This window comes from Microbacterium sp. P03, from assembly GCF_043556235.1.
Lineage (GTDB): Bacteria > Actinomycetota > Actinomycetes > Actinomycetales > Microbacteriaceae > Microbacterium.
Window position 1 is genome coordinate 63,151 of record NZ_JBIGIM010000004.1, and the last position, 16,409, is coordinate 79,559.

The following is a 16,409-nucleotide window of genomic DNA, read 5'->3' on the forward strand; positions in this document are numbered from 1 at the left end:
CCTGGTCGATATGCCGCACGTGGATGCTGCGGCGGGACGCCTACTCACGTTCACCGGCGCCCGCCGCCTCGGACCGGGGCCCGAACTCGGCCTCGTCTTCGAGATGGGGAGCGATCGGACCGCCGAGGCCGCGGCCCCGCGTGCGCGTGCGGTCGTCTTTCGCCCCGCGACCGCCGGCGCCCATGACACTGTTCGTTCCTGCGCCGCTCGTTCCCGAACCGCCGCGCCCGCCCGCGCCCGAACCGCCCGCGGAGCCCGCCGCGGAGCGCCTGCCGGCGGGTGCGCCGTCGCCGTTCGCTCCAGCCGGTCCGCGACCGGGAACCGCGCCCGCCAGGGTGCCGCCGCCCGCATTCCGGCCGCCGGCTGCGCCGATACCGGTCGAGCCCCGTCCACCGGCAGCACCGGTACCGTTCGCTCCGCGTCCGCCCGCGACCGCGCCGGCGCGGCCTGGTGTGCCGGCGCCTACGGCATTCACCCCGCGTCCGCCGGTCGCAGCGTTCACCCCGCGTCCGCCGGCCGCACCGACACCGGACGCACCGCGACCGCCCGCACCCGCGGCACCGCGACCTGCTGTCCCGGAACCCGCTCCTGTACCGGCTCCGCGTCCACCGGCCCCGACGACGCCCGCGCGACCGCCTGCCCCCGCGCTGCCGCCACGTCCGCCCGCGCCGGCGGACCCGCCGCGCGTTCCGGCGGCGCCCGCCACGGGCGAACCGGGTCGACCGACGGCGCCGTTCGGGCTCCCGCCTTTGCCGAGGAGGCCGCCTGTACGCCCCGCCGCGGGACCCTTGGTCGTGCCCGCAGCGCCCATCATGCCGCCGCCCCCGGGACGCCCCGCGGCGGTGTTCGCGCCGGCTGCACCCGCGGCGCCCTTCGGGCCCCCCATCAGGCCGCCCACGCCCTTCGCGCCGGCACCTGAAGAGCCGACGACACCGGGTCGCGTGCCCGCCAGCCCGCCGAGACCGCTTGCCGCGACGCGAGATCCTGCGCCGAGCAGAGCCGCACCGCCGATACCCGCGGCCATGCCTGCATTCGATCCGCCCAGCAGGCCGCCCGAGCCGCCCGGATGTCCGAGACCGGCCGGTCCGTCCGTCCCAGGGAAGCCGGTCGAGCCACCCGCCGTGGGTCCGTCCGGGGTCAGCACTCCGGGGAGCGTGGGATATCCCTCCACGGGGATCTGGATCGCGCCCGATGGGATCGAGGTGTGACCACCCGGCACATACGTGACCCCCGGCAGCGCTCCGACCTGCTCGACGGGTTCGATGTGCGCGTCCGGGTAGGAGGAGAACCCACCGTCGTGGCTTCCCCGGCCGCCGCCCGCACCATCCGAACCCCCCGCACCGCCCGAACCCCCCGAGCCACCGGATCCGTCCGACCCGGGCGGGTCGCCGGGAACGGGGGGCGTCGCGTAGTCGGTCGTCGGTGCGTCGATGTCCTGCGGAAGGGGAATGGCCCCCAGCCGGGCACTCGCGCTCTGAACCGCCTTCTTCGCCTCGCTCTCGCGAACGGCGGCTTTCGCCGACGCCGCATTCGATGCCGCGGCAGCACCGGCCACGATCGCGAACGGACCGAGGAAGATCGTCGCACCGGCGGTGGCGCCCGCGATGAGCGCCTGCTCGCCGAACGAGAGCTCACCGGAGGGCAGTGCGGATTGCGCCGCCTGCGCATCGCTTCGCACGACGTTGGCCTTGTCGGTCGCCCTCTTGACGGCATCGGCCACCGCCACGATCCTCGTGGCGCGGACCGCGGCCGTGTCCAGCACGACGGTGGCCGCATCCCCGGACGACCCCGTGACGCCCGGTTCGGAAGCCGCCGTTCGCAGGACACCGGTGAGCGCGTCCAGCGAGGATGTCAGCTCCTCATGCGACGGGAGCGCCCAGTCGCGCCCTCCGTTGGCGAGGTTGTCGAGTCGCGTCTCCCACGCACCGCTCATCGGTTCTCTCCTTGGGTTGGACCATTTCTGCCTCTGCGCACGCGCACGATCGTGAAGACCAGCGCGGTCACGAGCACCAGCACGCCGATGCCGCCGACGACCAGTGGCATCGCGTCGGGCGCCGACTCTGCCGTCGCCGGCGCGTCGGACGCCGCAGGCGCAGGCGTGGCGCCGTCCTGGGCCCCCGCGTCCGCGACCTGCGCCGCCGTCGGCTGACCGGACGCCTTATCCATCAGCGGATTCTCATCCGGGTACTGTGCCGGGTCCACAGCGAGCATGTGCCGCAGCGACACGGGACCGTACCCTGCCCCGTTCTCCATGTTGCGACTGAGCGGGTGATCGTCCGGTGTGGTGTTGTGGATGAGTGACTGGATGAGTTGATTCGACGTGGCGTCCGGGTATTTCTGCCAGGCGGCCGCGAGGATGCCCGCGACCAGCGGTGCCGCGTTCGACGATCCGGACTCGAGCTTCTCGGCGTCCCAGTTCACGGAGGCGACATCGACACCCGGCGCGATCACCGTGACCTCCGGCCAGATGTTCGGAGCCCCGGTCACTTCATCGGCGTTGAGCATCCCGTTCGCGTCGAACGCGTTCACCGACACCACGCCGTTGAGCTGTGACGGGTAGCTCGAGGTGTCCGTCGTCGAGTTCGGCGTCGCGGCGACGATGATCACCCCCTGGGCGAGGGCCTCGGCGACGGCGGACACTTCGTCGGGACGCGCTTCGTCGAAGGCGACCGACGTGGTGATGATCTCGTTGCCATCCGCGACGGCCGTGCGGATGGCCTCGGAGTATCCGCCGGTGAGGTTCCCGTTGCCGTCGGCCGAGATCACGCAGAGCTCCGATCCGTAGCCGTAGAAGGTGACGTCGGCCCCGGGCGCGATGCCTCTGACGGCGCCGTTGCCCTCACCGTTGCCGATGAGAAGGGCCGTCATACCCGATCCGTGGAGCGATCCCTCCGTGAGATCGGTCGTCACGACGTCATCCGTATCGTCGCCGCAGAGCGGTCGTGGCGACACCGTGAGATTCGTGCCCTCGAACACCGGCAACGTGTCATTGATCTGCTGATCGACGACCGCGACCTTGATCCCCTCGCCGGTCCAGCCTTCGCCGTGCACCTCGTCCGCACCGAACGCGGAGTACCACCAATTGCCGTCGGCGACGGCATCCGCGTGAGCGGCGCCCACGGGTGCTATCAGCGCGGCCACGACCACGGCGAGCACGGCGATGCCGCCGCGTCTGCGACGGCCGTGAGAGGTCTGCATCAGAGCGGACCCGATCCACCGGCTACGGGACCACCGGATGAGGAAGGACCGGATGGCGCCGGGCTGACGGGCTCAGCCGCCTCCTCGGCCGCCTCGGCCTCGAGGAACTCGTTGCTCGCCTGCACGTCGGTGTGCGTCGTGTCGGCGGCGGTCTGATCGATGACCTCGGTCATCGTGCCGAGGTCGGATGCCGAGGCCGCGTCGGTCTCGGCAAGTGCCTCGGCCGCGGCCTTCAGAGCATCGGCGTTCTGCTGGACGGCGGCGCGCACCGCGTCGGTGTGCTGACCGATCAGGGCCGCAGCATCCTTCAGTCTCTGCAGGAACTCGAGAGACGCCGGCTCAGCGCCGTCGCCGTGGACGAGCTCGATGATGTCGCCGGCGGGGACGAGGTTCTGACCTTCGGTCAGCTTGGCGTGCTGCGACTGCGCGACGCCGTCATCGATCGCGATGCGGTAGCCCACGATGGGTGCCTCCTCTGGCAGGGCAGGACGCACCGCGGGCCGACGACGGATGCATCATCCGACAGCCGGCCCGCGGGGCGAGGGTGGATCAGACGAAGCGTCCCGCGGAGGACTTGTCCTGCGAGACGTATCCCTGGGACATGTCCTGCGTCTTGGTCGAGATCTGCTCGAGGAGTGCGTTGAGCGCGTTCAGCGACTGGGTCCACTTGCGCTGGGCCTCGTCGTACGCGGCCTGCGCGGAGCCGTCCCACGAGGCGCGGAGCTTGCCGACCTCGGACTCGAGCGTGTCGAGCTGGCTCTTGATGCCGCTGGCACCCGTCTTGATCTGACCGGCGAGCGCGATGACCTGCTCCGGACGAACGGACATTGACTGCATGTCGAAACCTTTCTCTGGCCTGTGCCCGAAGGCTCAGGCACCCATCATCGAGCCGAGACCACTGATGGTCTGCTGGTGGGAATCTTCGGTGGCGGCCTGGTCGCGCTCGGTGCCCGACAGGGCGTCCTCGAGCGTCACGAGAACCTCGTTGAGCTTGCGGGTCTCGTCGTCCCAACGCGCCATCAGCTGCGTGTACGAGATGGCGGCGGCGCCGGTCCAGAAACCACGCACCTGCTCGATCTCGCCGCGCACGAACTTCACCTGCTGGTCGATCCCGGCCTTCGCCGAGTTCACCGCCTGAGCACCGCGCTTGAGCGCGCCCTCTTCTGCGGAGATCAGATCTGCCACGACATCCTCCATCGGTTTTTTGACATGGAGTCGGGCGCTCAGATCACACCCGTGACGCGAGTCCCCCGACTCCCCCTACGGTAAGCGCTCCCTGCGACAGGAGCAACATAAGAGATTTCCGTGGACAGGTCCCCGCCCGGGGTGGTACCGCGGATCAGCCGAGCGTCGACTCGATCTGTCCGATCGCCGCCACGAGATCGTCTTCGAAGGCCGCCATGTCGGTCGCGACGCCCTTGACCTCGGTGGCGCTGCGGCGCACCATCCCCTCGGCCGAAGAGATCGCTGTCCCCGCCATCGACGCGGCGATCGTGGCGGGAGCGACGAGGAAGGAGCAGAGGATGCCGAAGGCACCCCCTCCCATCGACGTCGAGGTCGCGGCATCCCTCGCCACCTGGATGTCGGAGGCGACCTGCTGCACGCGCGCCGCGTGCGCGATGATCAGGTCCTGGTCCAGGGCGATGCGATCGGCCATGTCGTCTCCTGTCGCTGTCGTTCGATGTCGTGCGGGCTCAGTGGCGCAGCTCGGGTTCCGCCGACGGCGGTTCCTTGTCGAGCTCGGCACGGAGGTGGTCGACCACCGACGAGTCCTCGCCGAAGGCCTCGGCGGCGAGCGCGAGGGCCTGTTCGCCGGCCTTGCGCTGCGCGTCGTTGGACGTCTCGACGATGAGACGGCCCAGCTCGCGTGCCGACAGGTCGTATGCGGAGTCGGCGAGCTCGACACCCGCGAGACGTCCCGAGGCGTCGACCGTGATCGTGACTTCGCGGCGCGGGGACGATGCGACGCCGCGCACCGCCTCGATGTCGCTGCGCATGGCCTGCGCCTTCGCCGCTCGCGCCTGCGCGTCGGCGATCTGCTGCTGCACCCGCTCGATCGCGAGATCGGCGTCGATGTCCGCAGAGAAGAAGTCGCTCATGCCTCGATGCTAATCGGTGCGGCGCAGGGGCATCAGTAGACTTCTGGCTACGCCACATCCGCGCCGGTCCGTCCGACGCCGCACCAGGGGGAATCACCACGTGAGTCAGACCGTCAGCGCATCGCGGGCGCTGCTGCGGATCTCCGTGCAGAGCGAAGGCCGACGGCTCGACATCGGCGTTCCCGCCCAGCTGCCGCTCGTGGAGCTGATGCCGGGCTTCGCCCGCAGCCTCGGCGTGCTCGACCCCACCATGACCCACGCGGGATATGCGCTGCAGCGCGCCGACGGCACGGTCCTGGACGTCAGCCGCGGTGCCGGCGAGCAAGGCGTCCGCGAGGGGGAGCTGTTGACGCTCGCGCGCGGCGGGCTGCTGGCCCAGCCGCGCGTGTACGACGACATCGTCGAGGCGGTGCTCGACGCGACCGCCGAGCAGCACCGCCCGTGGACCGCGAAGGACAATGCGCGCACCGCCCTGGCGGCGAGCCTCACCCTCCTCGGCATCTGCGCCGTGCTGCTGGTCGCGGCCGGTCCGAGCCTGGGCGTCGGAGCGCTCATCGCCGGAGCCGGAGCGGTCGTCCTCATCGCGGTCGCCGCGGTCGTGACCCGGCTCGGCCAGCCCGAAGCGGGCCGCGGGCTCGGGCTCGCATCGGCCGCGTTCGGCGCGGTCGCCGGATACCTCGCCGTTCCTGTGGGAAGCGAGCTGTGGGGGTGGCCGCTCGCCGCTGCGGGGCTGGGCGCACTCGTGTTCGGCGGCGCAGCGTACGCGCTCATCCGGGAGCGTCCTGAGCTGCAGCTCATCCCGATGGCCTTCGGCGCCGCGCTCGGCCTCACGGCATCGATCGCCGCCATCCTGCCGACCGGCCCCCTCCCCGCCTACGCGATCATGGTCGCCGTGGTCGCGACGCTCGGCAACGGACTCCCGTGGATGGTGCTCAGCTCGACGCGCATCCGGGTGATCTCACCCCAGACCGACGCCGAGGTCTTCGCGACCCCCGCACCGATCGACGCCGACGATGTCAAGCGCCGCGCAGCCGCAGGGCACCGCACGCTCGTCGCGCTGCGCGTCGCGATGGGCCTCGCCGTCCTCGCGGGCACTCCGCTCGTCGCGGCCGGCAACGCCGCAGGCGCGGCCCTGTGCGCGCTCGCGTTCCTCGGCATGATGTTCCCCTCGCGGCAGAGCTACGCACGCAGCAACGTGCTCGCCCTCATGGCCCTCGGCACCGCCGGGCTCGCCGTGGCCGGCGTCACGGCGTCGATCGCCCAGCCCGGGCTGCGACTCACGCTGCTGATCATGCTGATCGTCGCGACCGCCATCGTCGTGACCGTGACTCTGCTCGCCCCGAAGGCCCGGATGCGCCTGACCCGCCTGGCCGACCTGGCCGAGGTCGTGATCCTGGCCGTCCTGCTGCCGCTCGGAGTGATCGCGGCAGGACTCGCGTAGCCGTCGATGGCCACCAAAAACGACCTCATCGAGGCGCAGAACTTCTCGCGGCGCCGTCTGCTCACCGCGTTCGTGAGCGGCGCGCCGGGCGGCAAGGAACTCGAGCCCGCAGCGCCGCTGCGCGCGGTGTTCGCCGCGATCGCGCTCACCGCGGCCGTGCTTCTGGTCGGGGTGTTCTGGGGCCTCATCCAGCCGGGGCTGCCGAACGGCTGGCAGAACGGCCGGCTCGTCCTCGCAAAGGACACCGGCGCGCGCTACGTCTCCATCGAGGGGGCGCTGCACCCGGTCATCAACACCGCCAGCGCCCGACTCCTGATCCCCTCGAGCGACTTCGCCGTCATCTCGACCGACCAGAACACCCTCGCCGGCGTGCCCCTGGACTCCACGCTCGGCATCGTCGGGGCCCCCGACTCCCTCCCCTCCCCCTCGAACCTCATCGGGGACGGCTGGACCGCGTGCGTCGCCGACGATGCCGGGACCGACGTGCGGATCGCCACGGATGCCGCGGCTTCCGCCACTCGCGATGCCGCGGTGGTCGAGGCATCCGGCGCTCTGTTCGTCGTCGCGGGCGAGCAGCGGTTCGCGGTCGACCCCACGCAGAGCGACGCGGTGCTGCGCGCGGCCGGGATCACTTCGCTCGACCCCGCCCCGGTGTCGGCGTCGTGGCTCAACCTCTTCACCCCCGGCGCCGACCTCTCGCCGATCGTCGTGACGAACGCCGGACTGCCCCTCGAGGGCAGCGCCCTCTCGATCGGCGACGTCGTGCACATCGGCGGCGATCCCGAAGACGTCCGCTACGTCATCCTCGATGACGGCACGCTCGCCGAGCTGACTCCTCTGGCGTGGCAGCTGTATCAGCTCGGCAGCGGGCAGAACACGGGGACGGTCAGCGAGGTCACGGCGGCCGAGGCCCGCGCGCTGCCGACCGCCCGACAGCCGGCGGGCGGCGCCGATTGGCCTCGTGCCGGTTTCACCTCGATCGACACGACGACGCGGGCGTGCGCGCTGCTCACGCATGACGCCCAGGGCGCGCACACGGTGCTCGCCACGCAGCCGACGACGGATGCCGCGACCGCCGGCGTGCGCGTGCAGGCCGGTCACGGGGCCCTGGTGGCCGCGGGCGGTCGCGGCGACCAATCGACGGCGATGCTGACCTTGGTCGATGCGACGGGCACCGCGTACGCCTTGCCCGGCGCCACAGAGGAGACGATCAAGCGCCTCGGATACGACCCGGATGCGGACGTCGGGTCTGCCGGTCAGGACTGGATCGCCCTGCTCGCCACCGGCCCCGCGCTGACCGAGGCGGCCGCGGGCACGACGCCCGGCACTGCGGCGCAGTGATGACCCGCCCCTCTGCCCGCGCACGACGCTCCCCGGCCGCGAGCCGGCGCGCAGACATCCTCCGCACTGTGGCCGGCGGAGCGGCCGGGGGGGCTCTCCTCCTCGGGCTGAGTGCGACATCCGCGACCGCCGCAGAGTCCGATGTCCCGATCTCGGCGAGGTCGTCGATCGCGGCGCCGTCGGCGAACACGGCGGTCGACGGCGAGTGCACGGCCTCGACGCGCATCACCGACCCCCCTCCCGCCCTGGACAGCCTGCAGAGCCGGCTCGCATGGGGGGTGACGCGCGGTGCCGGCGTCGCGGTCGCGATCGTCGACTCGGGCGTCATGGCTGATGGTCCCCACTTCTCGGGAGCCATCGCCGGGGGCACCGATCTCGTCGGAGACGGCGGCGGTGCTTTCACCGATACATTCGGGCACGGGACCGCGATCGCGGGGCAGATCGCCGCGCGCGAGATCGACGGATCGGGCATCATCGGCCTCGCGCCCGAAGCGCGCATCCTGTCGGTGCGGGTGTACGCCGGGATCGACGACAGTCAGATCGACGCCGGGTCCGGTCCGACCGTCGCACGGCTGGCAGCCGGCATCCGCTACGCCGCCGATGAGCGCGCGCAGGTCATCACCGTGTCGATGAGCACCGCGGCGCCCTCTCCCGAACTCGCGGATGCCGTCGCCTATGCCCGGGATCGCGGCAGCCTCGTGATCGCGAGCGGCGGCAACCGCGACTCCACCCTCAGTTTCGAGGAGGCGGCCGACGACGGCATCCGCTACCCGGCGGGCGACGACGGAGCGCTGGGGGTCGCCGCGACGGACGCGACCGGTGTCGTCACGGAAGCCAGCATCCACGGTCCGCACATCGCGCTGAGCGCGCCGGGAGCTCAGATCCTGACGACGTCGGCGACGGGCGGCGACTGCGCCCTCGCGGGCGATGTACCCGCGACGAGCTACGCGGCCGCCTACGTCGCCGCGGCGGCCGCCCTCGTGGCCGCCGCGCACCCCGACGAGACTCCTGCGCAGTGGGCGTATCGGCTCGAGGCGACGGCCGTGCGCGCCGACCCCGACGCGCGCGACGACGTCAGCGGCTGGGGCATCGTGCAGCCGTACGACGCGATCGTCATGGTTCCGGGGCCGGGTATCCGCGGGCCGGTCAGCCCGTTCCCGGGTGCGGGGGCGACCCCCGCACCGGATGCCTCCGAGTCCGCGGTGACGATCACCAGTCAGCCGCCGCCGAACGGCCGGGCCCTGCAGCTGGGCGTGTTGGGCGCGGTGGTCGCAGCGATGCTGCTGGGTGTCATCGGTGCCCTCGTCGTCATGCGCAGCCGCCGACGTGCGCTGGCCGCGGCGGTCGATGCGCCTCCGCAGCGCCGCGGTGCGGGTCTGTACCGCGACGAGGAGCCCGGAGCGCCGTAAGGGCCAGGGCCGGGGTTCAGCCGCCGAACACGCTGACGGCGATCCACGCCAGGCCCGCCACCGACACGACGCACGCTCCGGCGACGCTGGCAAGGGCGATCGCGCTCCCGCGGGCACTGGCCCGCCGCACCGAGGGCATCTGCGGAGCATCCGCGCGGCTCGCCTCCGGCCCCTCCGCGAGCTCCATCGCAGCCACCGGCGGCGGGGGCACGTCGCGCGGGGCGTACGGCTCGACGGCACCGGGGCCGACACCCACCACCGCCCGCGTCGAGGCCTCGGTGGAGGGCGGAAGGATGATGCGCGTCCGCTTCGCGCGATGGGACCGGGGCCGATGCGGAGCGATCGGACGGTGCGGCGCCTCGAACGGCTGCACACCGTCGGCGAGGAGGAGGGCGGCGGATGCCTCGCCTGCTCGTCCGTCCGACCGCGCGTGTCCGGACTCCGCCTCAGAGGCACCCGCCGGCTCGGGCTGCGGCGCCTCGACGGCGGACTCGGCGTTCGCCCGCCGCGTCCGACGTGGACCGAGGATCGTCGCCTCCTCCGTCGGCGCCGGGTGGGGCGCCCGAGAGCCGGCGCGATCGACGACGATCGTGCTCCCGGGGTCGTCATCGCTGTCAGGCCCGGTGTCGTCGTGGCTGTCGGGACCGGGGCTGTCGAGGTCGTCGGGCCCAGGAGTGTCGAGGTCGTCGTCGTCGCCCGGGTCGGACACCCGGTGGGCACGTTCCGCGCGATCGACCACGATCGTGCTCTCCGACCCGTCGTCACCGCGCGCCCCGCCCGTGCGGTCCACCAGGACGGTGCTGTCGAGGTCATCCTCGTCCAGGTCGTCCGCGTCCAGGTCGAGGTCGAGGTCGCGCTCATCCGTGGTCATCGGGGCACCGCGCTCATCGGGGCACCGTGCCGGCGCGGTCGACCGTCGTATCAGCCCCGGTGTCCTCGCGTCGCGAGCCGATGAGCGAGCTCGACATCGACGAATCACCGGCCGGATCGGTGCCGCCGGAGCGCACGTCGACCACGATCGCGGTGATGTTGTCCCGCCCGCCGGTGCGCTTGGCGGCATCCACGAGTGCTGACGCCGCTGCCGCGGGTCGACCGCTCATCGTCAGGATCGCGCGGATCTGCTCGTCCATCAGTTCACCGTGCAGCCCGTCGGAGCACACCAGCAGACGTTCGCCGTTCGTCACCGGCATGAGCCAGCTGTCGGCGCGGGCGTCGGGGGCGCCGATCGCCCGCGTGATGACGTTGCGCTCGTCGAAGGTACGCCGTTCCTGCTCGGTGAGCTGCCCGGCGTCCATGAGCTCCTGCGCGAGCGAGTGATCGATCGTCAGCTGCTCGAGCTCGGCTCCGAAGTGACGGTAGACGCGCGAGTCGCCCACGTTGACGACGAGCCAGTGCGGTCGGCCCTCGTACTCCAGGAGAACGACCCCCGTGAGCGTGCTTCCGGCCCCCCGGCGCGTGGCCGCGGCGATGGTCGTCACGCGCCGTTCCGCCTCGGCCAGCGCATCGCTCACGTCGACCAGGCGCACCGGCTCCCCGGTGCAGACATGATCGCGGAAGGCGTCCACCACCGCGCGGCTGGCGAGGTCGCCCGCCTCGTAACCGCCCATGCCGTCGGCCACGACGAAGGCGGGGCGCACGACCAGCGCGGAGTCCTCGTTCACCTTGCGGCGCAGCCCGACGTCGGTGGTCACCCCGAAGGCCAGATCGACCGCGTCGACGCCGCCCATCAGGCCACTTCCCGTCGGCGCAGCCGGAAGCCGACGTCGCCGAGCGACGCGCGCTCGGCGACCGCGACCTTCTCGTGCGCCGTGAGCTCGCGTTCGGCGCCGCTGTCGTCGAGCACGAAGACGCCGTTGGTCGAGCCGAGGTCGGTGATCGCCCACCGCTCCCCCTCGAGGGTGAGTCGCGCGTGCTCCTTCGACACCGACCGGGAGGTGTCGGCGACGGCGAGGTACTGCACGCCGGGCTCCGCACCGACCGGACGGCGGCCGAGCACCACGACGGGTGCGGAGAGTTCATAGCTGCGGCCGTCGTCGATCACGAGCTCCCAGCGCACGCGCGGACGGCGGTCGACCACCGCGGTCGCGGTGTCGTGGTCGGGGTCGTGCTCGCCGGGCTGCTCCTGCGCGTGGGTCTCCTGCGCATGGGTCTCGGGCAGGAGATCGGATGCTGCGCCCGGCCGGTGCACCAGGATCGGCGCGTCTCCGGTCGGCGGGACGAGCGCGTTCTGCGCCGATGCGGCGGCCGTGGGCGCGAACGCGGGGTGGGACACCGCCGACACGGAAGGCGCGGCCGGCGCGACCACCGGCGCCGGCGGGCGAACCGACGGCGCCGCAGCCCGTGGATCGACCACGAAGGCCGGGACGGCCGGGGCGGGCGGGGCGGGCGGCGGTGCCGACACCGGGCGAACGGCGCCCAGCGGCGCGGGCCTCCCCGGTACGGGCAGCGGCGGTGCCGGCCGCCAGGAGGGCAGCGCGGGCGCGGGCTGCACGGGCACGGACATCGCGGGCGCGGATATCACCGGCGCGGGAACCGCCGGGGTGACCGGCGCCGCGTCCGGCCGTTCTCCCGCCAGGCCCTGAAGAGCCGCCAGCGGGCCCGTCACCGGTGCGGTGCTCGGCCCGGCGGCCATGCGGCGACCGGGTTCGCTGTCGGTCGCCTCCGACCTGACCGCCAGGATCGTGGCCCACACCGGGGGGAGCAGCATCCCGAGCACGGTCGTCCCGACACCGCGGCCGAAACCTTCGTCGATACGATGCACCGACCGCACGCGCAGATAGATCGCGTAGACGTTCGCGATCGGCACCAGGTAGAGGAGCACGAGCCAGGGAGAGTGACCACCGAGACGCAGGATCTCGGCCTCGTTGAGGAACGGCACCCATGCGCGCCACGTCGGCACTCCGAGACGCGCGAAGACCCCCGAGAGGGCCACCGCGTACCAGGCCCACAGCAGCACGCCGACGAGCACCCAGAGCAGCGAGCCGATGATCACGAACACCGTCACGGCCTGTGTCGAAGCATCCATCACGCGGCCTTCTTCCGACGGGGCGCCCGAGGCGCGAACCGGCGGGCATCCGGCAGTCGCAGCGAGCGGAGGAACGAGCGGGGGGTGATCGCGATCAGCAGACGCCGCCACACCCCGCGCTCGGAGGTTACCCGATGGCGCTCGTCGTCGCAGATCCGCCAGGCATCGGCGACCGCATCACGCGTCGGCGGATGCTGCGCGAAGACGGCGTGATCGACGACCCGCGCCAGGTGCTCGGCGGGAGCCGACTGCGCAGACCGCGCGCGCTCCAGCCGTGTGCCACCCACCGCTTCGATGCCGGCGTCGGCCCACGTGTCGGAGAGTTCCTCCCACGCACCCACCAGGGCGACCTCGGGCACGCGGGCGTCCCGGCGCGCGCGCCGCCGGAGCACCTTCGCGATCACGATCACGAGGAACGGCAGCGCCAGCAGCAGCAGAGTGCCGAGCGTCAGAGCACCGATGCGGAGGTACGGCAGCACGGCATCCCACCACGTGGGCGCCGGCGCATCCGTCGTGGTGGTCGTCGTGCCGTCGTCGCGCTGCACGGCCGGCGGCTGCGATATGTCGACGTCGGCCTGCTCGGGCACGGTCGGATTCTCGGGCAGCTGCTGGCCGATGTTCACCAGCACGGGCTGCTGGCGGAACTGCGGAGCGACGTCGACGGTCGTCCACTCGCCGGCACCGGGCGAGCGCACTTCGATCCACGCCGACAGGTTCGACCCCCGGCATTCCCCGTCGCACGCGAGCACTCCGTCCGCAGGGTCGTCGACGAGCTTCACCCCGACCACGACGCGGGAGTCGTAGCCCATCGCGCGCGCGAGCAGCGCGCCGGCCGCCGCGAACTGCTCGTCGTCACCGACCGCGGCGATCAGGAGCGACTCCGCGGCGTTCGGGCCGACGCGGTTCTGCTGGTCGACCAGTCGCTGGAACATCTCCTCCACGCGCGCGGTGGAGTGCCCGGCATAGCTGGACTGGAAGGTGTACGGCGCGTCGCCCTGCAGATCGGAGATCCACTGCGCGGATGCCTCATCCGCCGCCAGCGAATGGCTCAGGTAGCCGCGCTCGCGGAGCCGGGAGATCAGCTCGGTGAAGCCGTCCGCCGACCGAGGCTGCTCCTGCGCCTGCATCCATGCGTCGAGCTGCGGGTAGGACTGAAGGTCGATGGAGCTCGTCGCGCTGGGCGCGCCGAGGGCGACCGCGGTCGTCGGCGGCGCGTCGACACGGTATCCGTCCCCCTCGCGGAGGCCCCGCGCCGACCCCGAGCCCGCGATGTCTATGCCCGCACCGCTGGAGCGGTCTATGTAGAAGGAGTCGGTGAGCGCCCCCGCGCGCTCGCCCTCGAACACCGGGGTGGACTGCACGCCCGCGGGAAGAGGCATCCAGATGCCCGAGTATCCGCTCCCGATCGTGACGCTGACCGTCTGCGCCCCGGGGGCGGGGTCGCCTCCCGGCAGACGGGTGAAGCGCGTCGCGTCGCGACCGTCGGACGACACCGAGAACCGCTGGCCGTCCCAGCGGTCGAGCGTGGCCATGGCCAGGCGGTCGATGCCGTCGAGGTCGCCGGAGATGGTGAACATCGCGGCTTCGTAACGATCGCCGGCAAAGGCTCCACGGTAGTCCGCGAGCGGGCTGCTGACGTTGCGGATGACGAGCAGGGGCTCGACCCCCGTCCGAAGGGTGGTCCGCGGCGAGACGTCGGCGAACGCGGGGACGGCGACGAGGCCGATGACGAGGGCGGCGACCACCATGGCCCCGGCCAGCACACGCCGGCGCGCGGCCGCGGCGACCGATGCCACGGTGTCGGTGCGCAGGGTCGCCGTCGTCGACGTCGCCTTGGCCAGGGCGGCGCTGCGCTCGAGGCGCGTGCGCCAGGTCAGCCAGATGAGGGACGCGGCGACGAGGAGGGTGCTGAGCAGCACCTCGCGCGGCGCATCGATCGTGAGGCCGAGCACCGTCGCCGACGGCCCGGGGTCGGTCAGGCCGAATGCGACGCCGAACGCCCCACTCACCAGCACGAGCGGCACGGCGAACCCCGCCCGGCGGGTCGGGATGAGGGCGACACCGGTCGCCAGCGCCGTGCCGAGCAGGGCGATCGCGAAGAACGGCACGAGCACGGCCTGATAGTCGCCGAGAGGAGGCTCGAGGGTGAGCAGCTGCTTCCAGCCGATGATGATGCCGATCAGTCCGTCACGCAACGCTCCGAAGAACGCGGGGAACGACGCGAGTCCCGACGGTACGGCGAGCGGAACGACCTCGACGACGTACACGCCCGCGAGGAGCGCGGCACGCTTCCACAGGGGCCAGCGGCGGCGCTGCCCGGTCACCGCGACCCCCGCCCCGCTGAGTCCGGCGACGACGGCGATCACGATCAACCGCGGCGTCTGGAAGAGCGGCCAGGCGAGAGCCGTGGTCAGCGCGAGCCCGACCAGGACGTATGCGACGGCGAGCAGACGCTGCCGCCAGCCGGCATCCGCTCTCGGACGCTGTCGGGGACGCGCTGCGCGACCTCCCGCGCTCATTGCAGCGCTCCCCGGGCGATCAGCTGTCCGAGGTCGCTCAGCGCGCCGACCGTCATGACACGGAGGGGGCCCGCCTGCCTCATGACGGGATCGGCGTCGAGCTCGCAGCGCACGACGACGCCGGCGGTGTCTGGGCCGAACGCGAAGACGGCAGCGCGCAGCCGGTCGAGCGGCATCTGCGAACCGGTCACGAGGAAGACCACCGAGAGGCGCGCGTTGGCCTGCGCGGTGAGCCGGGCGACATCCTCGAGACGGCTGACCCGCTCCCCCTGTTCGATCTCGGCGAAGCCGTCGAGCATCGACCGCATGCTGCGGGTCGGGATGTCGCGGACGGCGACCACCTCGCCACGGGCGACTTCGGGTCGCTCCGCCCCGGTGGTCACCACGAGTTCGCGCCCGTCGCGCACGGCCTGCGCTCCCAGCGAGGCCGCGACGCCGACGGCGAGTTCGAACTCGTCGTCCGACGCGTACTCCCCGACGGCGTCCGTGCCGATCAGCACCGCGATCCGCGACTGGCGCGTCTCTTCGTACTGGCGCACCATGAGCTTGCCGGTCTTGGCCGTCGACTTCCAGTGCACCTGTCGGTAGGAGTCGCCGGGAAGGTACTGCCGGATCGCGTGGAACGCGAGATCGGAATCGACGATGCTGCTCGTGGGCAGCCCCTCGAGATCGCGGATCAGGCCGGCGCTGGTCGAGGGGATGGGGGTGGTCGCCGGGTGCACGTGGATCGTCTGCACCGCCGGCCACACCACTTCACGCCGCAGGATGCCGATCGGGTCTGCACGGGCGACCGACAGGGGTCCGATGTCGATCACGCCGCGGCGGCGCGCGGCGATCGAGATCTGCTCGACGTGCGTGTGATCGGCGAACAGGAAGGGGACGTGTGCTTCCACGAGTCCGTCGCCGACCGGCACATCCACGACACCCGGCAGCGCGGGACGGCTGGCGGCGTTGCGCACCTCCAGGCGGCCCTGCACGTCCGTGCCCGCAACCACCCTGTCGTGCTCCAGCTCGAGGTGCACGCGGTAATCGTGGCCACCCAGCAGGAAGGGGACGCAGAACACCAGCACGGCGAACGCCGCGACGCCCAGCATCCATCCGAGGCTCCACCCGGCGACGATGCCCATCGCGAGTCCGACCACGAGCACTCCGACCACCAGCCACCCGGCGGGGGTGACCGTCTCGGCCAGCCAGCGGGCGGCCGTGCGCACGGCCGACATGACGGCGGCGAACGCGCTGCGGCTGCGGAACACCCCCTCGCTGACGACACCCGTGTTGGCGCGCGTCACACTCGTCACCGTCGACGCGCGGGTGCGCGTGCTGGTGACCGATGCCGTGCGCCCGAGGCGGGAGCCGGTGGTCTCGAAATCGCTCATC

The 16,409-nt window shown here is 72.4% G+C and carries 15 protein-coding genes; 3 read left to right on the plus strand and 12 right to left on the minus strand.

The window, feature by feature from the left end:
• Window positions 1-40: 40 nt before the first annotated feature.
• From ACFXOO_RS11645 to ACFXOO_RS11675, 7 genes are all read right to left on the minus strand, one after another.
• A complete protein-coding gene (locus ACFXOO_RS11645; protein ID WP_394563672.1) occupies window positions 41-1,933 on the minus strand; it encodes a hypothetical protein in 1,893 nt (630 codons plus the stop codon).
• Entirely contained in the window at window positions 1,930-3,198 is a 1,269-nt protein-coding gene (locus ACFXOO_RS11650) for a S8 family peptidase (RefSeq protein WP_394563673.1), read from the minus strand. Before ACFXOO_RS11650 ends, ACFXOO_RS11645 begins: the two co-directional genes overlap by 4 nt.
• Window positions 3,198-3,659, minus strand: a complete 462-nt coding sequence (locus tag ACFXOO_RS11655) for a hypothetical protein (RefSeq protein ID WP_378843227.1) — start codon at window positions 3,657-3,659, stop codon at window positions 3,198-3,200. The genes ACFXOO_RS11650 and ACFXOO_RS11655 overlap by 1 nt, the downstream gene beginning before the upstream one ends.
• A gap of 88 nt (window positions 3,660-3,747) precedes the next feature.
• The gene (locus tag ACFXOO_RS11660; RefSeq protein ID WP_378843225.1) at window positions 3,748-4,035 is read right to left on the minus strand and encodes a WXG100 family type VII secretion target; all 288 of its coding nucleotides are present in this window, start codon (window positions 4,033-4,035) and stop codon (window positions 3,748-3,750) included.
• A gap of 33 nt (window positions 4,036-4,068) precedes the next feature.
• Window positions 4,069-4,383 carry a WXG100 family type VII secretion target gene (locus ACFXOO_RS11665; protein WP_378843223.1) on the minus strand — a complete coding sequence of 105 codons (315 nt, stop codon included), beginning with the start codon at window positions 4,381-4,383 and terminating at the stop codon, window positions 4,069-4,071.
• A gap of 154 nt (window positions 4,384-4,537) precedes the next feature.
• The gene (locus ACFXOO_RS11670; RefSeq protein WP_378843221.1) at window positions 4,538-4,855 is read right to left on the minus strand and encodes a hypothetical protein; all 318 of its coding nucleotides are present in this window, start codon (window positions 4,853-4,855) and stop codon (window positions 4,538-4,540) included.
• 37 nt (window positions 4,856-4,892) lie between these two features.
• Window positions 4,893-5,297, minus strand: a complete 405-nt coding sequence (locus ACFXOO_RS11675; RefSeq protein WP_378843219.1) for a YbaB/EbfC family nucleoid-associated protein — start codon at window positions 5,295-5,297, stop codon at window positions 4,893-4,895.
• 100 nt (window positions 5,298-5,397) lie between these two features.
• On the opposite strand from ACFXOO_RS11675, the gene eccD reads away from it, so the two are divergent.
• Genes eccD through ACFXOO_RS11690 form a run of 3 tightly spaced genes read left to right on the plus strand, consistent with a single transcriptional unit; the run spans window position 5,398 to window position 9,488 of the window.
• Window positions 5,398-6,738 carry a type VII secretion integral membrane protein EccD gene (eccD, locus tag ACFXOO_RS11680; RefSeq protein WP_378843217.1) on the plus strand — a complete coding sequence of 447 codons (1,341 nt, stop codon included), beginning with the start codon at window positions 5,398-5,400 and terminating at the stop codon, window positions 6,736-6,738.
• Between the two features lie 6 nt (window positions 6,739-6,744).
• Window positions 6,745-8,079: a type VII secretion protein EccB gene (eccB, locus tag ACFXOO_RS11685; protein WP_394563674.1), complete on the plus strand. Its 1,335-nt coding sequence runs from the start codon at window positions 6,745-6,747 to the stop codon at window positions 8,077-8,079.
• Complete coding sequence (locus ACFXOO_RS11690; protein WP_394563675.1) at window positions 8,079-9,488, plus strand: S8 family serine peptidase; 1,410 nt, start codon at window positions 8,079-8,081, stop codon at window positions 9,486-9,488. Before eccB ends, ACFXOO_RS11690 begins: the two co-directional genes overlap by 1 nt.
• A 16-nt stretch (window positions 9,489-9,504) precedes the next feature.
• On the opposite strand, the gene ACFXOO_RS11695 is transcribed toward ACFXOO_RS11690, so the two are convergent.
• From ACFXOO_RS11695 to ACFXOO_RS11715, 5 genes are read right to left on the minus strand one after another with little or no spacing between them, the layout of a single operon-like run.
• Window positions 9,505-10,359 carry a hypothetical protein gene (locus ACFXOO_RS11695; protein WP_394563676.1) on the minus strand — a complete coding sequence of 285 codons (855 nt, stop codon included), beginning with the start codon at window positions 10,357-10,359 and terminating at the stop codon, window positions 9,505-9,507.
• Between the two features lie 13 nt (window positions 10,360-10,372).
• Window positions 10,373-11,215 (minus strand): PP2C family protein-serine/threonine phosphatase, encoded by an 843-nt coding sequence (locus ACFXOO_RS11700; RefSeq protein WP_378843209.1) that lies wholly within the window; start codon window positions 11,213-11,215, stop codon window positions 10,373-10,375.
• Window positions 11,215-12,513 carry a DUF5684 domain-containing protein gene (locus tag ACFXOO_RS11705; protein WP_394563677.1) on the minus strand — a complete coding sequence of 433 codons (1,299 nt, stop codon included), beginning with the start codon at window positions 12,511-12,513 and terminating at the stop codon, window positions 11,215-11,217. Before ACFXOO_RS11705 ends, ACFXOO_RS11700 begins: the two co-directional genes overlap by 1 nt.
• The gene (locus ACFXOO_RS11710) at window positions 12,513-15,032 is read right to left on the minus strand and encodes a transglutaminase domain-containing protein (protein ID WP_394563678.1); all 2,520 of its coding nucleotides are present in this window, start codon (window positions 15,030-15,032) and stop codon (window positions 12,513-12,515) included. Before ACFXOO_RS11710 ends, ACFXOO_RS11705 begins: the two co-directional genes overlap by 1 nt.
• Window positions 15,029-16,408, minus strand: a complete 1,380-nt coding sequence (locus ACFXOO_RS11715; protein WP_394563679.1) for a DUF58 domain-containing protein — start codon at window positions 16,406-16,408, stop codon at window positions 15,029-15,031. The genes ACFXOO_RS11710 and ACFXOO_RS11715 overlap by 4 nt, the downstream gene beginning before the upstream one ends.
• Between the last annotated feature and the right edge of the window lies 1 nt (window position 16,409).

What these genes read in the sequence shown, in the direction of transcription:
- ACFXOO_RS11645 (WP_394563672.1), bottom strand. Translation starts at nt 1,933, where the DNA reads ATGAGCGGTGCGTGGGAGACGCGACTCGACAACCTCGCCAACGGAGGG.
- ACFXOO_RS11650 (WP_394563673.1), bottom strand. Translation starts at nt 3,198, where the DNA reads ATGCAGACCTCTCACGGCCGTCGCAGACGCGGCGGCATCGCCGTGCTC.
- ACFXOO_RS11660 (WP_378843225.1), bottom strand. Translation starts at nt 4,035, where the DNA reads ATGCAGTCAATGTCCGTTCGTCCGGAGCAGGTCATCGCGCTCGCCGGT.
- ACFXOO_RS11670 (WP_378843221.1), bottom strand. Translation starts at nt 4,855, where the DNA reads ATGGCCGATCGCATCGCCCTGGACCAGGACCTGATCATCGCGCACGCG.
- ACFXOO_RS11675 (WP_378843219.1), bottom strand. Translation starts at nt 5,297, where the DNA reads ATGAGCGACTTCTTCTCTGCGGACATCGACGCCGATCTCGCGATCGAG.
- eccB (WP_394563674.1), top strand. Translation starts at nt 6,745, where the DNA reads ATGGCCACCAAAAACGACCTCATCGAGGCGCAGAACTTCTCGCGGCGC.
- ACFXOO_RS11690 (WP_394563675.1), top strand. Translation starts at nt 8,079, where the DNA reads ATGACCCGCCCCTCTGCCCGCGCACGACGCTCCCCGGCCGCGAGCCGG.
- ACFXOO_RS11695 (WP_394563676.1), bottom strand. Translation starts at nt 10,359, where the DNA reads ATGACCACGGATGAGCGCGACCTCGACCTCGACCTGGACGCGGACGAC.
- ACFXOO_RS11700 (WP_378843209.1), bottom strand. Translation starts at nt 11,215, where the DNA reads ATGGGCGGCGTCGACGCGGTCGATCTGGCCTTCGGGGTGACCACCGAC.
- ACFXOO_RS11705 (WP_394563677.1), bottom strand. Translation starts at nt 12,513, where the DNA reads ATGGATGCTTCGACACAGGCCGTGACGGTGTTCGTGATCATCGGCTCG.
- ACFXOO_RS11710 (WP_394563678.1), bottom strand. Translation starts at nt 15,032, where the DNA reads ATGAGCGCGGGAGGTCGCGCAGCGCGTCCCCGACAGCGTCCGAGAGCG.
- ACFXOO_RS11715 (WP_394563679.1), bottom strand. Translation starts at nt 16,408, where the DNA reads ATGAGCGATTTCGAGACCACCGGCTCCCGCCTCGGGCGCACGGCATCG.